The organism is Agriterribacter sp., from assembly GCF_035497235.1.
Classification (GTDB): domain Bacteria; phylum Bacteroidota; class Bacteroidia; order Chitinophagales; family Chitinophagaceae; genus Agriterribacter.
In genome coordinates, this window is sequence record NZ_DATJEB010000006.1 from 68,668 (window position 1) to 87,667 (window position 19,000).

Consider the following 19,000-nt stretch of genomic DNA (forward strand, 5'->3'; position numbering starts at 1 on the left):
AATCCGCTTTGTAACAAATTTAATTTCCTTAACACCCCTGCCTTTATACTGCTTATTTTGTCTGTAGCCTATATGGTTAACAGCTTTACCCCTTTTCGGTTAGGCAATGACGTACTGCGTTATATTCAATTAAAAGAATGGCTTGAGACCGGGAAACACCCTGTTATGGAAATGGGGAATCGCCTTCCGTATGGCTACCCGGTATTTCTGTTATTGCTTTCAAAACTCGGATTATGTAAGTCTTTTTATATTGTGCTGGCAAACTATCTATATCTGGCCGGAAGCTTATATTTTGTGAACAGTATTTTTCGAAACAGGGTAAAAGCCTGGCATCTTGTTGCATTGACCCTCTTAAACTGGGCAATTGTTAAAAGCGCAATTACTCCTTTGTCTGACATTCAGTATATGTTTTTTTCAACAGGAACTTTATTTTTTTTTACAGCATACATGGGTAAGAAAAAGATAAGCTACCTGGCAGGGATATTGATTTTTTCTTTTTTAGCGATAATGACCAGGACCATTGGTGTGCTTCTTATTTTTTCAATGGTGCTGACACTCATTCTTCAAAAGAAAAATACAGACAGTGGGAAAGCGCCGGCTTTGAGAATATTATTACTTGCCACCACTTTATTTCTGATCCTTGTTGTTTTATGCTCAACCTTTTTCCGTATCAATGATTATGTTAATTTGATGCTTTCTTTTTTCGAAACTAATCCCGCCGGATTTTGGATTACCAATATCCGGTGGCATCTTGCCGACCTGGCAGAAGTATTTATAAATACTTCGCAATTCAAAATTAATTTTGTAAGCGCAGGCATAAAAGAAGCACTTTTTATGATTGCAGGGTTTTTTTCGCTGGTTTATTTTATTCAATTGCTTATAAAAAAAAGGAAGGATATTCCCATTGTCATCATTATTTATTTACTGGGTTATATCATCATAGTTTTTAATTGGCCAACATATGATGCCCGGTTCTGGGTTCCGGTTATACCCCCGTTAATTACGGTTGTATTGTATGCCCCAATACCCGTGAAGCCATATCTCCGTTTTGGTTTTTTTTCGTGGAAGCTCGTTTATATATTTCTTGGTGCATTTGCTATTGGTTATTATTCCTATCTTACTTTTAATAAAAGTGCATTTGCTCAAAGACATGATGCCGGGATATGGAAAAATGAATACGAAATCTATTTTTTTGACAAAGCCGTAGATAATCGCACTGCAAATATCCGTCCTTATATTTTATATGTGCTGGATACATATGATCGCTAACAGGCTTTAATACAGGCTGTATTAAAATATTTTATAATGATATTAGCTTGTTTTATAATATATTTATTCATATTTATTATTTAGTCTTAAGCTCAATATCCAATCTGGCACATTTTTGGAGTATGTTTAACAGTATTTTTTGCCATGAAGAACTATGTTATTAAGATACTTTTATCTGTTTTGATGGTAGGAGGTTTTGCCTTCAATTACTCCAATTCCGGTTATCCCTATTCCATAGAGGATGTAGTTACGGCAATGAATACCGGTAATGTTAATCAGTTGTCCAATTATTTTGATAAGGTAGTGGAAATTACCCTTCACGACAAAAGCAATACGTACAGCCGCAGCCAGGCTGAAATAATACTAAAAGATTTTTTCCATTCTTACGGCGTTAAAGCGTTTCGTATTGTACACAAAGGATCCAATAGCGGTTCCGAGTTTTGCATAGGTAACCTGCAAACAAAATACGCGGCATTCAGAACTACTATTTTTATGAAAACCCGTTCCCGGAAACAAGTACTCCAGGAAATAAGGTTTGAAGAAAACTAACCCGTAATCCCGGTAATACCAATACCAGGCGTTCCGCTTATTGCCGTTTTTATTTATTCCCCTTTTGTTAAGCTTTCGTTGCCGGGTAAAATTTCCTGTTAGTAACCGTTTGGGTTATTTTAATTTTGAATAGCTGCTATATTTGACATGAATTTTATTTAAAAGCCAATCATTACCGTTATGCCACAGGATTCCTCAGCTATACATATTAATGCAGGAGGTGCAAAAGCCCATACCTATGACGCCATTGTTATTGGCTCCGGTATTAGTGGAGGCTGGGCGGCAAAAGAACTGTGTGAACAGGGACTGAGAACATTGGTTGTAGAACGGGGAAGGAATATTGAGCATATAAAAGATTATCCTACTGCTTTTAAAGACCCCTGGGAGTTTCAGCACCGGGGCGATATGACAAAGGCATACCTGAAAGAAAATCCTCTGATCAGCAAAGCTGCCGGCTTCAGCGAAGAAACAGCTCATTTTTTTATTAAGGATAAAGATCATCCCTATGTGCAGGAAAAGCCGTTTGACTGGATACGCGGTTACCAGGTAGGAGGCAAATCCCTTACCTGGGGAAGGGCCTGCCAGCGCTGGAGCCAGTTTGAGTTTACAGCCCCTGAGCGGTATGGCTATGGTATACAATGGCCGATTGGGTATGAGGATATTGCGCCCTGGTACACACATGTTGAAAAATTTGCCGGTGTTTGCGGTAACAAAGATGGTATAGAAGCCATGCCGGATGGCGAGTTTCTTCCTCCTTTTGATTTGAATTGCGTGGAGCGGCATATTCAGCAAAAGATAAAAGGAAATTATAAAGACCGGTTTTTAGTGCAGGCCCGGTGGGCGCAGCTCACCGAGCCGCGGGAAGTGCATTTGCAGCAGGGGAGGGGCAAATGCCAGGCCCGCAATTTATGTATGCGGGGTTGCCCGTTTGGCGGATATTTCAGTTCGGTATCTTCTACCTTGCCCTGGGCGCAAAAAACAGGTAAGCTTACTATACAACCCGATTCGGTAGTGCATTCCATCATTTATGACGCGCAAATGCAAAATGCCAAAGGGGTACGTGTAATTAATGCGTATACCATGCAGGCAACAGATTATTTTGCCAAAATTATTTTTGTAAATGCTTCCGCTTTAAACAGTAACCTCATTTTATTGAACTCTACTTCCACCCGGTTTCCCAATGGGCTGGGCAATGATAATGGCTTGCTGGGTAAGTATGTATGTTTTCATAACTACCGCGCTTCTGTAAATGGCGAAATGGAAGGATTTGAAGATCAGTATTATTACGGACGCAATCCCACAGAACCGATACTGGCCAACTACAGAAACCTGCACAAACAGGATACGGATTATGTAGGCGGCTTTACCACATTTATGGGGTCTTACCGTATAAGGGTTGACGAAAGCTTAACGAAAGAAACCATTGGCGCGGCATACAAAGCCGCGCTTACGGAACCCGGCGGATGGAAAGTGTATATGTATATGCAGGGCGAAACTATTCCTAAAGAAAAGAATCATGTGCGTTTAAGTACAGAACAAAAGGATCAGTGGGGTATACCCCTGCTTGTTACTTCGGTGGGGTACGATAATAATGATGAAAACATGATAAAGGATTTTTTAACGGAGAGTACAGCCATGCTGGAGCAAGCCGGCGTAAGAAATATCCGGCAAAATGACACGAAACAGGCGCCAGGTTTAGATATTCATGAAATGGGCGGTTGCAGGATGGGCAATGATCCCAAAACATCTTTGCTGAATAAATGGAACCAGCTACATGCCTGTAAAAACGTTTTTGTAACAGACGGCGCCTGCATGACAAGCACGGGCAATCAAAGTCCCTCCATATTGTATATGGCACTAACCGCCCGTGCGGTGCACCGGGCGGTTAGTGAATTGAAGAAAGGGAACCTGTAATGTATAGCTGTTAGAAATCAACCGGTTTCAATTTGGGCAGAATAAGGTGAATAATAAGCAGCGCAAAAACATAGGCGCTGCTGGCTATAATAAACATGGAAGCGTATCCAAACCAATTGATCAGGTAACCGGTAACAAAAGCAAGAATTACGCCACCAATGGCCCCTGCCATTCCTCCTATGCCGGTTACCGAAGCCACTACATTTTTGGGAAACAGGTTACCTGCAATGGCGTACATATTAGCCGACCATCCCTGGTGCGCGGCGGTTGCCAGCGCTATTAAAGCTATTACTAAGTACGTACTATGGGTTTGCGCGGCCAATGCTATAGGAAGTACGCATAAAGCGCAGATAAGCATAGTGGTTTTGCGGGCTTTATTCTCCGACCAGCCCCTGTGCATAAAACGACTGGCCAGCCAGCCGAAGAAAATGCTTCCCACATCGGAAACAGAATAAATGATCAGGAAAGGAATACCTAATGTGCTGATGCTGAACTCGTGGTTGCCCCCGGTATTGTCTACGAAATATTTAGGTAACCAGGTAAGATAAAACCACCAGATAGGGTCTGCCAGGAATTTTCCGGTTATAAACACCCATGTTTGCCGGTAACCCAGTAATTGTCTCCACGGAATTTTTTTGGTTGTAACAGGTTCATTATCACTGTTAATATAGCTGAGTTCCCGTGCAGAAAGTTTCTTGTTTTCTTCTGGTCTGGTATAGGTATAACGCCATACGATGAGCAGAATAAAACCCAGCAAGCCGGTTATAATAAAAGCCGTTCGCCAGCCCCAGTGATGGATAATGAAAGGAACCGTTAGTGCCGTAATGATGATACCCACGTTTGTTCCCGCATTAAACAAGCCTGAGGCATGTGACCGTTCTTTTTTAGGAAACCATTCTGCAACAGTTTTAATAGCCGATGGGAAGTTAGCTGATTCACCCAGTCCTAACACAAATCTTACAATCTTTACGCCCATTACTGTATGCACCAATCCCGTTACCAGTCCTGCGATGCTCCAAACGAGAATGCCCAGTGAATATCCTTTTTTGGTGCCTATCCGGTCAATGAGCCATCCCATAATCAAAAATCCAACGGCATAAGCAATCTTGAAAGCCGCATCAATCATACTTACGATGATATTGTAATCTTCATTATTTTGCTGCGTAAACAGGCTTCCTGCCTGCAGTCCAAGCATCTGGCGTTTAAATACATCATCTGCGATTACGAATGACAGTACCTGCCTGTCAATATAATTTACAGTAGTAGCAAAAAACAGCAGTGCTACTATGCGCCAGCGGTACCTGCCTGCACCTTTAGGATTGGATGCATCATGTACAGTTTGTTCCAGGTTGGGTAGTGGTTGTGTCATGTATATGGTTTTGCGATCGTTACACTATAAATTAAAATATTGCTTTGCGTTGTAATAACTAATGTTTTGTACCATTTTCCCCAGCCAGGCTATATCATGGGGCAGCAGGCCGTTTTCTACATCATTGCCTATAAGGTTACAAAGAATGCGGCGAAAATATTCGTGGCGCGGCCACGAAAGAAAGCTGCGCGAATCCGTTGTCATACCTATAAACCGGCTGAGTAAGCCCATATTGCTGAGTACATTCATTTGTTCTTCCATCCCGTCTTTCTGATCAAGGAACCACCAGCCTGCCCCAAATTGTAGTTTGCCCGGCGTTATACCATCCTGGAAATTGCCAATCATAGTGGCGTATATGGCGTTGTGAGCAGGGTTATTATTATAGATAATGGTTTTAGCCAGCTTGTTTTCTTTATCTAACCGGTTAAAAAAGGCCGACATGGGTTGCGCTATACTCCAGTCGCCTATGGAATCCACCCCTGCATCCGCGCCTATGCGTTGCAACAGCCTGGTGTTGTTATTGCGTAAAGCGCCGATATGAAACTGTTGCGTCCATTGTTTTTCCGCGTTCCACTGGCATATAAAATGAAGTGTGGCCGATTTGAAACGATGCACTTCATGCGCTTCGGGTGTTTTGCCACTCCGTATCCTGCTAAAACTATCCTCCAGTTGCGCAAGGGTAAAATCATCTGCATACATGGTTTCAAGCCCATGATCGGAAATACGGCAGCCGGCATCATGAAAAAAGTTGTGCCGTTTTTTTAACGCGTCCAGCAAGTGCCGGTAACTGCCGATGGTAACGTTTGCAGCAGCGGCTAATGTATCAATATAGCTATTGTATGTTTTGGGGTCTTCTACGGCCATGGCCTTATCCGGCCGGAACGCAGGCAGCACTTTAACCTTCACCCCGCTTTGCTTTATTTGCAAATGGTAGCGCAGATCATCGCAGGGATCATCTGTGGTGCAAAGAGTTTCTACAGAAAAATAGTTAAGCAGCGCATGAACCGGTAAGTCTGCCAGTTTTTCATTGCACTGGTGGTATATCTGCTCTGCAGATGATTCATTTAATAGTGTTGTGATGCCGAAAGGATTGCGCAATTCAAGATGCGTCCAGTGATACAGGGGGTTGCGCATGGTGTAAGGTACTGTGGCGGCCCATACTTTAAACTTAGTGTAGTCATCGGCATTACCTGTAATGTTGTTTTCATCAACGCCGTTGCTGCGCATGGCACGCCACTTATAATGGTCGCCCTTTAACCATATTTCGGTAATGTTTTTAAATTGTTTGTTGGCTGCTATTTCGGCGGGTGGTAAATGATTGTGGTAATCAATAATGGGCATTGCAGCGGCATACTCGTGATAGAGCTGCTGTGCCGTGGGGCTTTGCAGCAAAAAATCTTCGTTAAGAAAAGGCTTCATAATGGCGTATTAAAACAGATGCAAAAATGGACGGAATGGTATTTTCGGCGGTTAGCCCTGGATTTATGTTTTTTCCTTATCAATATATTGAATGATCTTTTTGATATGGCCGGTTACCAGTGCATATTCGCCATTGGCCAGCCATGCTGCCGGAAAAAGCTGCGATCCTATACCCACAGCGGCAACGCCCCCTTTAAACCAGTTGCTGATATCTTCCCCGGTGGGTTCAACACCTCCTGTGGCTACGAGCCGCATATTAGGGAAAACGGCTTTTACCGCTTTAATAAAACCCGGGCCACCTAATTGCCTGGCCGGAAATATTTTTACGGTATCTATTCCCCAGTATTCGGCCAACCCGATTTCTGAAGCGGTGGCACAGCCCGGTATCCATAATTTTTTGTGTACAGTGGCAACCTGTTGTATTTCTTCCAGTATTAATGGTGAAATCATGAAATCGGCGCCCGCATGAATAAACTGCTCCGCCTGCTGCGCGTTTTTTATGGTGCCAATACCCAGCACCATTCCCGGCAACTGCTCGCTGCAATATTTGCGCAGCTCAATAAAGATATCAAAGGAATTGGCATTACGGTTGGTAAATTCAAATAAACGAACGCCTGCATCGTAAGAAGCTTTGAGTACATTGCGGCATACGGTAATATCGGTATGCGTAAACAGGGGTATAAACCCTGTTTGTTGTACCAGTGATGCTATTTGCTGTGAGTTCATAATTATTTTAATTTAGGTGGTGAAAGGCGTAGGGCATAAGGTATCAGGGACAAACAATAAACGGCAAACCACAAACTACTTACCTGATAATTCTCCCGCTTCCGCTTTGCTGTATCACGGTATCAATTTCCTGCCTCGTAGCTACATTAAAGTCGCCGGTAATAGTATGTTTAATTACGCCACAGGCGGTAGCAAATTCAATAACTTCGTTTAAGCTTTTTTTTGTTTTAAGTGAATGAATGAGTCCTGCCATAAAAGCGTCACCGGCCCCAATACGTTCAGCAATATGCTGCATATGGTAAGGTTGTGAAGCATATATTTCCCCTTCATGCCATAAATAGCCGGTATACTGGTTCGAGCTGGCGCTTTCCTGTTTGCGCATGGTCATGGCCATGTGTTTTACATTGGGTAAAGTTTTTTTCAGAAGCGTGAAAGTGCTTTCAACAAGATGGTCAGCATCTGGTTCAATACCAAAATATAGTTTTGCAGTATCTACATCCGCCAGTATCACATCACAGTACTGTAGCAGCTCGGGCATTACCTGGCTGCAATGTTTGCCGTATTTCCAAAGGGTATTGCGATAGTTAAAATCTGCAGAAATCACCAGATTGCTTTGCTGAGCAGCCTGCAGTGCTTCCCGGCATGTATCGGCAAGCTGCTGGTTCAGTGCGGGGGTAATGCCGCTCCAGTGAAACCAGTCTGCCGTTTCAAATATTTCACTCCAGTTAACCTGGTTGGGTTTAAGGTAGCTGAATGCGGAATGTTCCCGGTCGTAAATAACTCTTCCTGGTCTTGCTCCCTGCCCGCTTTCGTAATAATAGGTTCCTACACGGGTATCCGCTGTACTTATAATATGTGTTTGAACGCCATATTTATATAATTGGGAAAGTCCGGCCCTGGCCAGTTCATTATCCGGTAAAGCCGTAATATATAACGATGGACTTCCAAAAATAGCTAAGGAAACCGCGATATTGGCCTCGGAACCCGCCCAATGCATTTCGAGTGCATGGGTTTGAACTAATTTTTGCTGCTGCGGTGGAGTAAGCCTGAGTAAATATTCACCAAATAAAGCAATCTTTTTATTCATAACCGGCATCTGTGTGCCGAAAATAAAGCAAATCGGTGAAAAGAGATGCTGAAGATTTGCCACATAATAAAAAAAGCCTCCTGGAAGGAGGCCTTTTTGCAGTTGGTTTTGGGGCTATTATTGATTATACTTGATAAAAGGAACAACCAGTGAAGATTGCCCCGGTATGTTTTTAATATAATACAACCCCGGTGATAAGTTCAAAATGTCCACACTAACAATTGTAAGGTTTCTGGCATTTATCCATTTTACAACTGAGCCGCATATATTGACAACCGCTAAGGTAGAAATGCTGCTTGAGGCAGGTATTTTTATAAATATTTTTTCCCGGGCAGGGTTAGGGTATACCATAAAAGCAGTTGAAGGAGGCAAAAGAACAGTGATTGTTTTTGAATAAGAAGCGCCGCCATCGGTATCAATGATCTTCAAACGATAATAATTATTGCCGTAGAAAGGCGCTTTATCCGTTAGTTGATAGCTAAAAGGATAAATATTTATCGCGGGAATGAGTGGAGCAATGGGTTCAAATCGTATTCCATCAGCGCTTTTTTCAGCAATATACCCTTTTGAACGGGCTTCATCCGGCATTGCCCATTGCAGCATTATACCGTTCCTGTATCCGGATGCACTCCACTCCGTTAATAGTATGGGCAGGGGATTATTGGGATAAGCAGTTGAGCCGGCAAGGGTAAAGCTGCTAAATTCATTTATTGCGCCACTGGTTACGGAACCATTAGATCCCGCAGTTCCCAAAAATCCGTTGGTATTCATAGCTACCCATTGGCCGCCGGTATAACGGGCTACCCGAAGTGCGTTCATATCGGTTACGCCACCGCTATTGGGATCGTAAAAGGTGAGTTCCACATTCGCGCTACCCGTTCCAGTAATGTTCCAGTATTCAACATGACTGATATGATGAATGCCTGCACCCATAGCGGTGCCTATATTAATATAAGGGTCACTATTGCTGTATTCTACGGTGAAATCGCCTGTAGCATCCCGAAGCAGTGCCGGCCTCAGCTTGCCGTTTACGCCAACAGGAAAAGCGAAATCAGCGTTGCTTAATCCCAGCTTTTGAACCGGGCCTGTTATATATGCATTGTTGCAGCCCATATTGCTATAGGGCAGGTTTGTATAATCGTGCATACAGGTTTGGAGGCTGGCTGTTGGGTTAAGGGTTAGCAACGCGGCGGCCGATGTTTGCAGGATGCCGTTTTGCAGATGCAATACACCGGTTACCGTTACATTACGATCTAATTGGGTAGAAGTATTATTAGTGGTGAGATTTTTAATAGAGATGGCGCCGGTGCCTCCACCTGAACCTATAGTTTGATTGAACCCCAGCATTTGTACAGCGCCGGGCATATTGTCGCTGCCTATATCAATATACGCAGCACCTTCACAAATAATATTACCATAAATATTAAAATTGCCGGTGTGAGAACCAGAATTAGGGTTAAATATAAAAGCGCCTGAAATTATTTTTAAATCATTTTGAATTATGCAGTCTCGTGTGGACCCGGCGAGTTTTATATCAATGTTAGCATCAATTTGCAAATGGCCATATGTTCTTCCAACAAAAGCAGGTCTTGGAAAACTAACTTTGTGTAAATAAATACTACCTACAGTAAATTGAGTAATAGCATTGGGTGCGGCTACACCAAAAGGGGTAGCACCATCGTTAAAAACATAACTTGCCCCACTTTCAAATACAACCGAATTCAAATTCGTTGTTCCAAAAGGACTTCCATCAAACCCTGTATTAGCAGTAAACGTAGCTCCGGATTTAAACAAGAGTGAACTAACAGAAACTGCCGTTAACCGGTGTGCTCCATCAAAAAAATCAATACTGCCATTCACCTCACCTGCATATCCACTCCCAATATTGAGTGCGATAGTATTAGGGCCGCTAACATTTAATGCGGCTCCAGCCTCTACCACAAAATGCGGAGCGGTTACTGTTGCGTGGCCGATGGTAACAATGCTGGCAACTGTGGTACTGAAGTTTACTGTGGCATTATTATGCAACAATAGTTTGCCAATACTTTCCGCTGCAGGCAAATCAGTAACGGTGGCATTAGATGAAAATTCGAGCAGGTCATCTGTTTGGGGCGCGTTTCGTTGTGGCAGCCAACTGAGCGGGTTGGTCCAGGAGCCGGAGCTTACATTCCAAACATAGGTTTGCTGTGCAAACAATAGCAATGGTGCTGCAAAGATGCAGGTGAACAGGTGTTTTTTCATTTGTATTCCTTTTTTACGTGATAGATCAGCAACGCACAGGAATTGAATTTTACGGTTAGCATTAGAAAGTTAATAATTTTTTTGAATACATATTTAATAATTTTCAGGGTTGTCAATACGCAATTGTATTTTTGAGCCGTTTGAATGATTCATTCGTCCGCCTGAATGAATTATTAGGGCAGGAAATTCCATCATCCAGTATTAAGCTATTTCATGTTTGCAATTTGTAAAAAAGAGATCAGGCAGTTTTTTAGCAGTTTAACCGGGTATTTGGCCATCATTATTTTTTTGTTGCTCAGCGGCCTTTTCCTGTTCGTGTTTCCCGATACCAATCTGTTTGATTACGGCTATGCCACGCTTGATACTTTTTTTGAGCTGGCTCCCTGGATATTGCTGCTGCTGATTCCCGCCATTACCATGCGCAGTTTTGCCGATGAATTTAAAGCGGGTACTTACGAAATTCTGGTAACCCGTCCGCTCAGCAAGTGGCAGATCATTGGGGGAAAATACCTGGCAAGCCTTATTATTATTGGCATAGCCCTGCTGCCCACATTCACATATGTGTTTACTATTAAAAGTCTTTCAACCGGCGGTGTTGACACTGGTGGAATAGCAGGCGCTTATATTGGATTACTCTTTCTGTCTGCCGCTTTTACCGCTATTGGTATTTGCTGCAGCAGTTTTACCAATAATGCCGTGGTGGCTTTTTTGTCAAGCGCTTTCACCTGCTTTCTTTTATACAATGGATTTACGGCTATCAGTGGCATCCCATCCTTACAGGGTGGCTGGGATTATTTTATAGAAATGGCTGGCATTAATTTTCATTACCGCAGTCTCAGCCGTGGCGCTGTTGACAGCCGCGATATGATTTATTTCCTGAGTATCATTGTTTTGTTTTTGTTTATTACACGAAAAAAATTACTGAACCGGTAGGCTTACCATGAAACGCCCATGTAAGTTTTTTGCACAGGGGAATGTATACAGGCGTTCCCTGTCTGCCGACCAGGCAGGCATCCGGCAAAAATATCAGCCGTTGAAAGCGGCAAACAAAAAATATACGGATGAAAAAATTATTGCAATCTCCCTATAGCTGGATATATGTTATTGCCGGGTTGGTGTTGATCAACTGGGTAGCATCGCAATGGCATACCCGGCTTGACCTTACGGCGGAGAAACGTTATACCATTTCGCCTGCTACCCGTGCACTGTTACAATCTTTGGATGAGCAGGTAACCATTACCGTGCTTTTAGATGGCGATCTGCCCGCAGGATTTAAAAAGCTTGCCGGCAGCACACAGGATATGCTGCAGGAATTCAGGGAGATCAGCGGCAATAATATCCGGTTCTTTTTCCGGCAGCCCGGACAGGGAATGAATGATACGTTAAAAGCAGCGTTGATAGATTCGCTGCACAGCATGGGTATTAACCCAACGAATGTGCGGGCAAGAACGAAAGAGGGCGAAGGGGAAGAACAGCGGCTGGTATACCCCGGTGTTGTTTTTGAATATAAAGACAGGGTATCCGGTGCTGACCTGCTGCAGGGACAAAGCTCCGTTGACGGCATCAATTCGTTGAACAATGCGGAAGCGTTATTAGAATACAAGCTGGCCGGCGCTATTGATAGAATAAAGAGAGATAAGGTTCCCGTGATAGCCTATCTTACCGGTAACGGCCAACCGCAGAACTATGAAGTGTATGATTTGATAGAGAAAACATTAAAGCCCAACTATGGATTCAGTATTTTACCTGTAGACAGTGTGCCTGTTATACCGGCTGTGTTTGACGCGTTGCTGATTGTGAAACCGCTGACGGGGTTTAGTGAAACGCAGAAGCTGAAGATTGACCAGTATATTATGCGGGGCGGTAAAGTAGTATGGATGATAGATAAGCTGTATGCCAGCTTAGACAGCTTGCAGCGCAGCCAGGGTAGTTTTATAGCGTTTGAAATGGGATTGAACCTCGATGACCTGCTGTTTAAATATGGCGTGCGTATCAATTCCGACCTGGTGCAGGACCTCAATTGTACACAAATTCCGCTGGCAGTAGGGTCGCTGGGCAACCGGCCGCAATTGCAATTGATGCCCTGGGTGTATTTTCCTTTGCTATCATCGCCCAATGATAATCCCATTTCAAAAAATTTAGATTATGTGCTGTCGCAATTCCCGCAATCCATTGATACCGTAAAAGCGGAAGGCATTGATAAAACCATATTGCTGGCTTCTTCAGTCAATACCAGGATACTCAGTACGCCGGCAATGGTGGAGCTGAACAGTGTGAAAAATGAAGAAGATATGAAAGCCTTTACAACGGTTCATGTGCCTGTGGCGGTATTGCTCGAAGGTAAATTCAGCTCCCTGTTTACAAACCGCATCAGTTCCGCTGCAAAAGACAGTTTATCCGGTCTTTATAAAGTGCCATTTCGCTCATCTGTTGACAGTAGTAATAAAATGATTGTGATATCCGATGGCGATGTGGTAACCAATTTTGTTTCTCAGGAAAAAGGACCATTGCAAATGGGTGAAAACCCGTTTACCCATTACCAGTATGCCAACAAAGAATTTTTCCTTAATTGCATGGAATACTTAGTAGGCAACCCGGGAATTCTTGAAACCAGGGGCAAGGATTATACGCTCCGGCTGTTAGATAAAAAGAAGGTGGATGAAAGCAAGTCCTTTTGGCAGGCGCTTAATATACTATTACCGGTTGTGCTGGTTATTTTGTTTGGATTAATATACGCTGCGGTTAATAAAAGAAGGTATGCGGGAGGGTAAGACTGTAAGATGGTAAGACCGTAAGAGGGAAAGATGGTAAGATGGTAAGATGAATTTATTGCAGTTGATTTGTTGCAAGTCCTGCATAATTTATGCAGTAATATTGTTTATATAGCACCGGTATAAAATTCATATATTGGCCTGCAATAGTAATTATTTTATTTTTTTACTATAAGTTTGTGGTATATTGTTCTCAGCGTGTTGCCTTATACTAACGATACTGCTTTGTTATCCGCTTTCGGGCGGGGTGAAATACCTGCTGGTAAAATTATTTTCGACACTTACTTTCATCCTCTCTGCCTTTTCGCAGAAAGAATTACCGGGAACATATTGCAGTCTGAAGACCTTGTGGCGGAAGTTTTCGAAAAACTGATGTTGATGCCACGCGATTTTTCGGCTATGCCCAAGCTGAAAAGCTTCCTTTACCAAAGCGTCCACAATGCAAGTATTAATTATGTGATTGCCAGAAAACGGCACACGTCCATATATAACGATGTTCGTTATCTTACTGAAAATGTGCAGTACGATCATGAAGTGCTCCAGGGTGAGATCATGCGGGCCGAACTCATCCACGAGATTTATATGGCCATGGAGAAACTACCCGATAAATGTGGCCAGATATTCAAGATGATCTTCATCGAAAATCTACCGACCCTTGAAATTGCTAAAAGGCTCCAGATCAACGTGCAAACTGTGCGTACCCAAAAAGCCAGAGCCATTGAATTGATCAGGAACGCTCTTCTCTCCAAAAAGAACCTGCAATTTCCGATAGTTATTTACCTTGCCCTGCTGCTCGACTTCCCCTCTTAAAAAAAGTTCCGATTTTTTTTGGATGATCTCAAAGATTTGTTGTTATAGCATAAGAAGACAGTGATGCGATACAGTAATTTGCTAATGCTTAAACATTTTTTTTGCAAACTATTAAAGATCTTATTCTTAAGCGCCTTAGGGAAACGCTGACACCTGTGGAAGAGCAAGCACTTGAGGCTTGGATGGCGGAGTCTGACCGGAACCGGGCTATTGTTGAAGAAATCACCGATCCCCAACAACTTGCCGAATCCTTTGCCAAGCTAGACAGCCTGCATTCCGACCAGGTATGGGAAAGGGTGAGATTAATTTCAACGAATCCGCAGACAAAGTCTCATCCCTTATACCGCCGTTTGCGTACATTGACCGGCTATGCCGCAGCGGCGCTCCTGCTCATTGCAGCTGGGATCTATTTCCATGGACAGCATGTGAAAAGAGTACTCACCGTTCGGTCAGAGGTGAAGTTGCCTATAGACGTGCCTGCGCCTTCAGCCAATCGCTCGGTGATTACTTTATCCGATGGGCGAAGTATTTATATTGACAGTGCCAAAGCCGGTGTGGTGGCTATACAAGGCAATGTCCATATCCGGAAGAACAGTGACGGGAGTATTGAATATATAGACAACGGCTATGACGGACACTTGCAATATAACACATTGACCGTACCCAGGGGAAGTCAGGTTGCCAGCATCATATTGTCCGATGGCTCTAAGGTTGTGGTCAACGTAGGGTCAACCATGAGATACCCCATATCTTTCTTGCGCCGGGAGCGAGGTATTGAGATTGTCGGGGAGGCTTATATTGAAGTGGTCAAAGACGCTCATCGCAGGTTCATTGTAGCCGGTGGTGGTATGATCACCGAGGTGCTGGGTACTCACTTTAATGTTAATACGTATCCCGATGAAACCGATGTGAAAGTGACTTTGCTGGAAGGTAGCGTGAAAGTGAGCGGTGGTATAGAGCAAAAGGTGATTAAACCGGGTGAACAGGCCGTTTATGGGCAAGGCATGATCCAGGTGCACACAGGCGTAGACGTTAACCAGGTAATTGCCTGGAAGAATGGATTTTTTGATTTTCAGGATAAGCATCTCCCGGAAGTAATGAGACAATTGTCTCGTTGGTACGATCTACAGGTGGTCTATAATGGTAAAGTCCCCGATATAGAGTTTTTCGGACAGATGGGAAGGAATCTGAAACTTTCAGATGTGCTGAATGTGCTTAGGGATGCAGGATTGCATTTTCGCATGGAAGAAGGCAGACGCCTGATTGTGCTGTAATATTTGAATAGTTAACCAACAAAAAACCGCTCCGGCTCGCGACCGGAACGGGTAATGTTGAGCTATAAATAGAAAAGTCGCCAAGACCTTTTATTCATCACCCAAACGATTGCAAAAATATGTTATTTAACTTTTGCAGGAAAGGTTTCTGTTCACGAACCTTTCTAATTAATTCTATGCGCGTTGTGAAACTAACCGCTGCATTTATATGCCTTTTTTCCCTGCACCTCGGTGCAAAGGGTTTCTCGCAAACCGTTTCCTTCGAGGGAAATAATGTTCCACTTGAAAAAGTATTTAATGCCATCACACTGCAAACCGGTTATGTGGTAGTTGGCAGTAAACAACTCCTGCGAGTTGCTAAAAGAGTGTCTATCCATGTGAAGGACAGCCCTTTGCCGGAGTTTCTGGAAGCTGTTTTCAAACATCAGCCACTCGGATTCACTATCATTGAGAAGACCATTGTGTTGCGACCAATGGCGAATGCAAAAGCCAAATTGCTTGATGCCACCAGTCCGGCGGAGATAGTTGCACTCCTTGATATTACTGGTAGGATAACCAACGAACAGGGTCAGCCATTACCTAATGTCAGCATTATGATCAAAGGATCGGCTATTGGAACGGTAACCGACAATAATGGAGCGTTTAAGCTTCAGGCGCCTGGAGAAAGCGCAGTGTTGACGATCAGTTATACAGGATTTGTGAGCCGGGAAATAGTAGTAGATTATCAAAAAAGTCATATTGAGATTAGCCTGGTACTTCTTGACAATGAGTTGCAGAGTGTAGTAGTGATAGGCTATGGCACTCAGCGGAAAAGAGATGTAACAGGGGCTGTTGCAAATGTATCCATGACCAATATTAAGGAAATGCCGGTTGCCGGTGTTGACCAGGCCCTATCGGGGCAGGTTGCTGGTTTACAGATCAGCACTTCTAATGGAATACCGGGAGGGGGGCCCCAGGTGCAATTAAGAGGTATAGGTGCCATCGGCGCCATTACCTCGCCGCTTTACGTGGTAGACGGCTATGCACTTTCCTCCAGTTCCAGCCAGATATCGAACCCGATGAACGACATTGCTCCGCAGGATATCCAGTCGTTAACCATATTGAAGGATGCTTCTGCCACTGCCATTTATGGCTCACGCGGCTCGAACGGGGTTATTATTATTACCACCAAATCCGGCGCCAGCGGCGAACCGAAAGTGCAGGTTTCAGCCTACACGGGTATTCAGAAGCTTCCGCCGCGTGCCAATCCCAACCTAATGAACGCTTCGGAATTTGCTGCATTCAAAAAGGAATCTATCTCTGACCAGATATTGGCCAGCACTGGTGTGGAAGCTACTCCCGATCAGATACCAGAAATTTATCGTAATCCTGAGAGCCTTGGGGAGGGCACCGACTGGTTTGATGTTATTACCCAAACCGCTCCGATAAACAATATTAACCTTAGCCTCAGCGGTGGAAATGATAAGGTGAGAACTTATCTCTCCGCTGGTTATCTTAACCAGCAGGGTGTTGTGATCTCAACAGGATATGAAAGGTATTCACTGCGTGCCAATGTAGATGCAAGCTTGGGGAAAAGGCTACGGGTAGGCGTGAACCTGGCGCCAACATTCACCCGGAGGGGCAAATATATCACCGGAGGCCAGGGCAGAAATGAACAGGGCTTCGGTGAAGCGCTCGTGGCAAGCCCTATCCCTCCTGTTTTTAACGCCGATGGTACCTACAATGCCATGATCCAGGAAGATCCCAGCATCTTCCCTTACCCTAACCCGTTAATGGCGCTCAAAGAGGTGGATGATAAGTCGCAGAGCACCCGTATCCTGTTCAGTGCATTTGGCGAATACACACTGTTGAAAAATCTTAAGCTTAAATCAACCATCAACACCGACTGGCAAACTTTTGAGCGGAAGTTTTTTCATCCGTCCACTGTGGGTTATCTTTTCCAGTTTCCACCCACTATTCCCACTGCTGCTAACAACACAGCCTCCTACCTCAACCTGCTTAACGAAAATACACTTGCCTACCAGGGCGCCTTCGGAGATCATTCGCTCACGGGTCTGCTGGGTTTCAGTGTACAACACGAAACCACTGCAGGTTCTAACTTCACAGGCAATGACTTTCCTGATGATGACGTGCGCACATTCAATGCAGCAGCACGTATTACCGGCTCTACTTCAGCAGAAGAGTGGGCACTGATCTCTTATCTTGCCAGGGTTAACTATAGCTTTAAGGACAAGTACCTGATCACCGGCACCATCCGCCGAGATGGTTCATCGAGGTTTGGTGAAGATAATCGCTGGGGCAACTTTCCTTCTCTTGCTGTTGGCTGGGATATTTCCAAAGAGAATTTTATGCGCAATATCAGTTGGATTAACGAACTCAAAGTGCGCGCTTCTTACGGAAGATCCGGCAACTTCCAGATTGGTAACTATACTCACATGAGCCAGGTGGTTTCCAGCAATTATGTACTGGGTGGATCGCTCGCTGGTGGCAGGATAATGAATACACTGGGCAACCCTAACCTGGGATGGGAAAAAATGAGAGAAACGAATATAGGTATTGACCTTGCCCTCTGGAATAGCAGGGTTTTTGTAACAGCCGATTTTTATAAAAGGAATACCGAAAGCCTTTTACTTAATGTTGAACTTCCACGCTCATCCGGTTTTTCCAGCGCCATTGAAAACCATGGCAACATCCAGAACAAGGGTGTCGAGATCAGCATATCTACCCGAAATATTGTTCGCAGTAATTTTTCGTGGAATACCGACTTCAATATATCTTTTAACCGAAACAAAGTTCTTGCTCTTGGACCTACGGGCACTCCGATCCTGGCAGGTTCAAGTTATGAAGGTAATCCCACAAATATTACTATAGTAGGTCAACCAATAGGATTGTTTTATGGCTTTGTGTTTGACGGCATCTACCAAACGCAGGCCGATATTGATAAAGGTCCCAGCTTCCCGGGTGTTGTTCCCGGCAATATGCGCGTAAAGGATATTGACGGCGATGGTGTCATCAACGATATCAAAGATTTTGATATTATTGGGAATCCGTATCCGAAATTTGCGTGGGGCATTACCAATACACTCACCTATGGTCGTTTCGATTTCAGGGCAAGCGCCACCAGCCAGATAGGCGGAAACAAAATTAGTTCTGTACAGTTCACCACGCATCTTCTCGATGGATTATTTAACGTTAGCCGTGACCTGAATGATCGCTGGAGGTCGGTTGACAACCCGGGTAATGGCAAAGTGCCTACTACTAATGGTACCGGCTACGGCAGAAGGATGTACAGGGATATTAATTCGCTATTTGTAGAGAACAACAGCTATTTCTGGATTAAGAATATTACGTTGGGATATAGCTTGCCGAAGAGTAACCGTATATTTAAAAGTGCAAGGTTCTATATAAGTATTCAGAACGGTTTGTTATTTACTAAATATACGGGAAATCCAGAGGTGACTAGCTATGTTGAAGGTGGCTCTGCCCTAACTCCCGGCTATGACTCCAATCCTTATCCGGTACCGGTTATCTACACACTTGGAACAAATCTGACATTTTAATTTTTTAAATA

At 43.8% G+C, this 19,000-nt stretch carries 13 protein-coding genes; 8 read left to right on the top strand and 5 right to left on the bottom strand.

Going from position 1 to position 19,000, the window contains the following annotated elements; genetic code table 11:
* Positions 1-57: 57 nt before the first annotated feature.
* From VL121_RS01220 to VL121_RS01230, 3 genes are all read left to right on the top strand, one after another.
* Positions 58-1,269, top strand: a complete 1,212-nt coding sequence (locus VL121_RS01220) for a hypothetical protein (RefSeq protein ID WP_325401312.1) — start codon at positions 58-60, stop codon at positions 1,267-1,269.
* Positions 1,270-1,413: 144 nt separating this feature from the next.
* Complete coding sequence (locus tag VL121_RS01225; RefSeq protein WP_325401314.1) at positions 1,414-1,818, top strand: DUF4783 domain-containing protein; 405 nt, start codon at positions 1,414-1,416, stop codon at positions 1,816-1,818.
* 180 nt (positions 1,819-1,998) lie between these two features.
* Positions 1,999-3,732, top strand: coding sequence for a GMC family oxidoreductase (locus VL121_RS01230; protein ID WP_325401316.1), 1,734 nt, complete (start codon positions 1,999-2,001; stop codon positions 3,730-3,732).
* Positions 3,733-3,742: 10 nt separating this feature from the next.
* Here VL121_RS01230 and VL121_RS01235 read toward each other — a convergent pair whose 3' ends face one another.
* The 5 genes from VL121_RS01235 to VL121_RS01255 all read right to left on the bottom strand — a co-directional run bounded on the left by VL121_RS01235 (position 3,743) and on the right by VL121_RS01255 (position 10,574).
* Positions 3,743-5,101 carry an MFS transporter gene (locus VL121_RS01235; protein WP_325401318.1) on the bottom strand — a complete coding sequence of 453 codons (1,359 nt, stop codon included), beginning with the start codon at positions 5,099-5,101 and terminating at the stop codon, positions 3,743-3,745.
* Positions 5,102-5,125: 24 nt separating this feature from the next.
* Positions 5,126-6,520 carry a glucuronate isomerase gene (gene uxaC / locus VL121_RS01240; RefSeq protein ID WP_325401320.1) on the bottom strand — a complete coding sequence of 465 codons (1,395 nt, stop codon included), beginning with the start codon at positions 6,518-6,520 and terminating at the stop codon, positions 5,126-5,128.
* Between the two features lie 63 nt (positions 6,521-6,583).
* Positions 6,584-7,246, bottom strand: coding sequence for a beta/alpha barrel domain-containing protein (locus VL121_RS01245; protein WP_325401322.1), 663 nt, complete (start codon positions 7,244-7,246; stop codon positions 6,584-6,586).
* A 79-nt stretch (positions 7,247-7,325) separates the two neighbouring features.
* Positions 7,326-8,333, bottom strand: a complete 1,008-nt coding sequence (locus VL121_RS01250; protein ID WP_325401324.1) for a sugar kinase — start codon at positions 8,331-8,333, stop codon at positions 7,326-7,328.
* Between the two features lie 117 nt (positions 8,334-8,450).
* A complete protein-coding gene (locus tag VL121_RS01255; RefSeq protein WP_325401326.1) occupies positions 8,451-10,574 on the bottom strand; it encodes a T9SS type A sorting domain-containing protein in 2,124 nt (707 codons plus the stop codon).
* A 213-nt stretch (positions 10,575-10,787) separates the two neighbouring features.
* On the opposite strand from VL121_RS01255, the gene gldF reads away from it, so the two are divergent.
* The 5 genes from gldF to VL121_RS01280 all read left to right on the top strand — a co-directional run bounded on the left by gldF (position 10,788) and on the right by VL121_RS01280 (position 18,989).
* Positions 10,788-11,507, top strand: coding sequence for a gliding motility-associated ABC transporter permease subunit GldF (gene gldF, locus VL121_RS01260; protein WP_325401328.1), 720 nt, complete (start codon positions 10,788-10,790; stop codon positions 11,505-11,507).
* A gap of 128 nt (positions 11,508-11,635) precedes the next feature.
* On the top strand, positions 11,636-13,345 hold the full coding sequence (gene gldG / locus VL121_RS01265) for a gliding motility-associated ABC transporter substrate-binding protein GldG (RefSeq protein WP_325401330.1): 1,710 nt from the start codon (positions 11,636-11,638) through the stop codon (positions 13,343-13,345).
* A gap of 177 nt (positions 13,346-13,522) precedes the next feature.
* On the top strand, positions 13,523-14,155 hold the full coding sequence (locus VL121_RS01270; protein ID WP_325401332.1) for an RNA polymerase sigma factor: 633 nt from the start codon (positions 13,523-13,525) through the stop codon (positions 14,153-14,155).
* A gap of 101 nt (positions 14,156-14,256) precedes the next feature.
* Positions 14,257-15,429, top strand: coding sequence for a FecR family protein (locus VL121_RS01275; protein WP_325401334.1), 1,173 nt, complete (start codon positions 14,257-14,259; stop codon positions 15,427-15,429).
* 176 nt (positions 15,430-15,605) lie between these two features.
* Positions 15,606-18,989: a TonB-dependent receptor gene (locus VL121_RS01280; protein ID WP_325401336.1), complete on the top strand. Its 3,384-nt coding sequence runs from the start codon at positions 15,606-15,608 to the stop codon at positions 18,987-18,989.
* Positions 18,990-19,000: the final 11 nt, after the last annotated feature.

Excerpts from the sequence above, each read along its gene's own strand:
- VL121_RS01225 (WP_325401314.1), top strand. The coding sequence starts at position 1,414 with ATGAAGAACTATGTTATTAAGATACTTTTATCTGTTTTGATGGTAGGA.
- VL121_RS01230 (WP_325401316.1), top strand. The coding sequence starts at position 1,999 with ATGCCACAGGATTCCTCAGCTATACATATTAATGCAGGAGGTGCAAAA.
- VL121_RS01235 (WP_325401318.1), bottom strand. The coding sequence starts at position 5,101 with ATGACACAACCACTACCCAACCTGGAACAAACTGTACATGATGCATCC.
- uxaC (WP_325401320.1), bottom strand. The coding sequence starts at position 6,520 with ATGAAGCCTTTTCTTAACGAAGATTTTTTGCTGCAAAGCCCCACGGCA.
- VL121_RS01245 (WP_325401322.1), bottom strand. The coding sequence starts at position 7,246 with ATGAACTCACAGCAAATAGCATCACTGGTACAACAAACAGGGTTTATA.
- VL121_RS01250 (WP_325401324.1), bottom strand. The coding sequence starts at position 8,333 with ATGAATAAAAAGATTGCTTTATTTGGTGAATATTTACTCAGGCTTACT.
- VL121_RS01255 (WP_325401326.1), bottom strand. The coding sequence starts at position 10,574 with ATGAAAAAACACCTGTTCACCTGCATCTTTGCAGCACCATTGCTATTG.
- gldF (WP_325401328.1), top strand. The coding sequence starts at position 10,788 with ATGTTTGCAATTTGTAAAAAAGAGATCAGGCAGTTTTTTAGCAGTTTA.
- gldG (WP_325401330.1), top strand. The coding sequence starts at position 11,636 with ATGAAAAAATTATTGCAATCTCCCTATAGCTGGATATATGTTATTGCC.
- VL121_RS01280 (WP_325401336.1), top strand. The coding sequence starts at position 15,606 with ATGCGCGTTGTGAAACTAACCGCTGCATTTATATGCCTTTTTTCCCTG.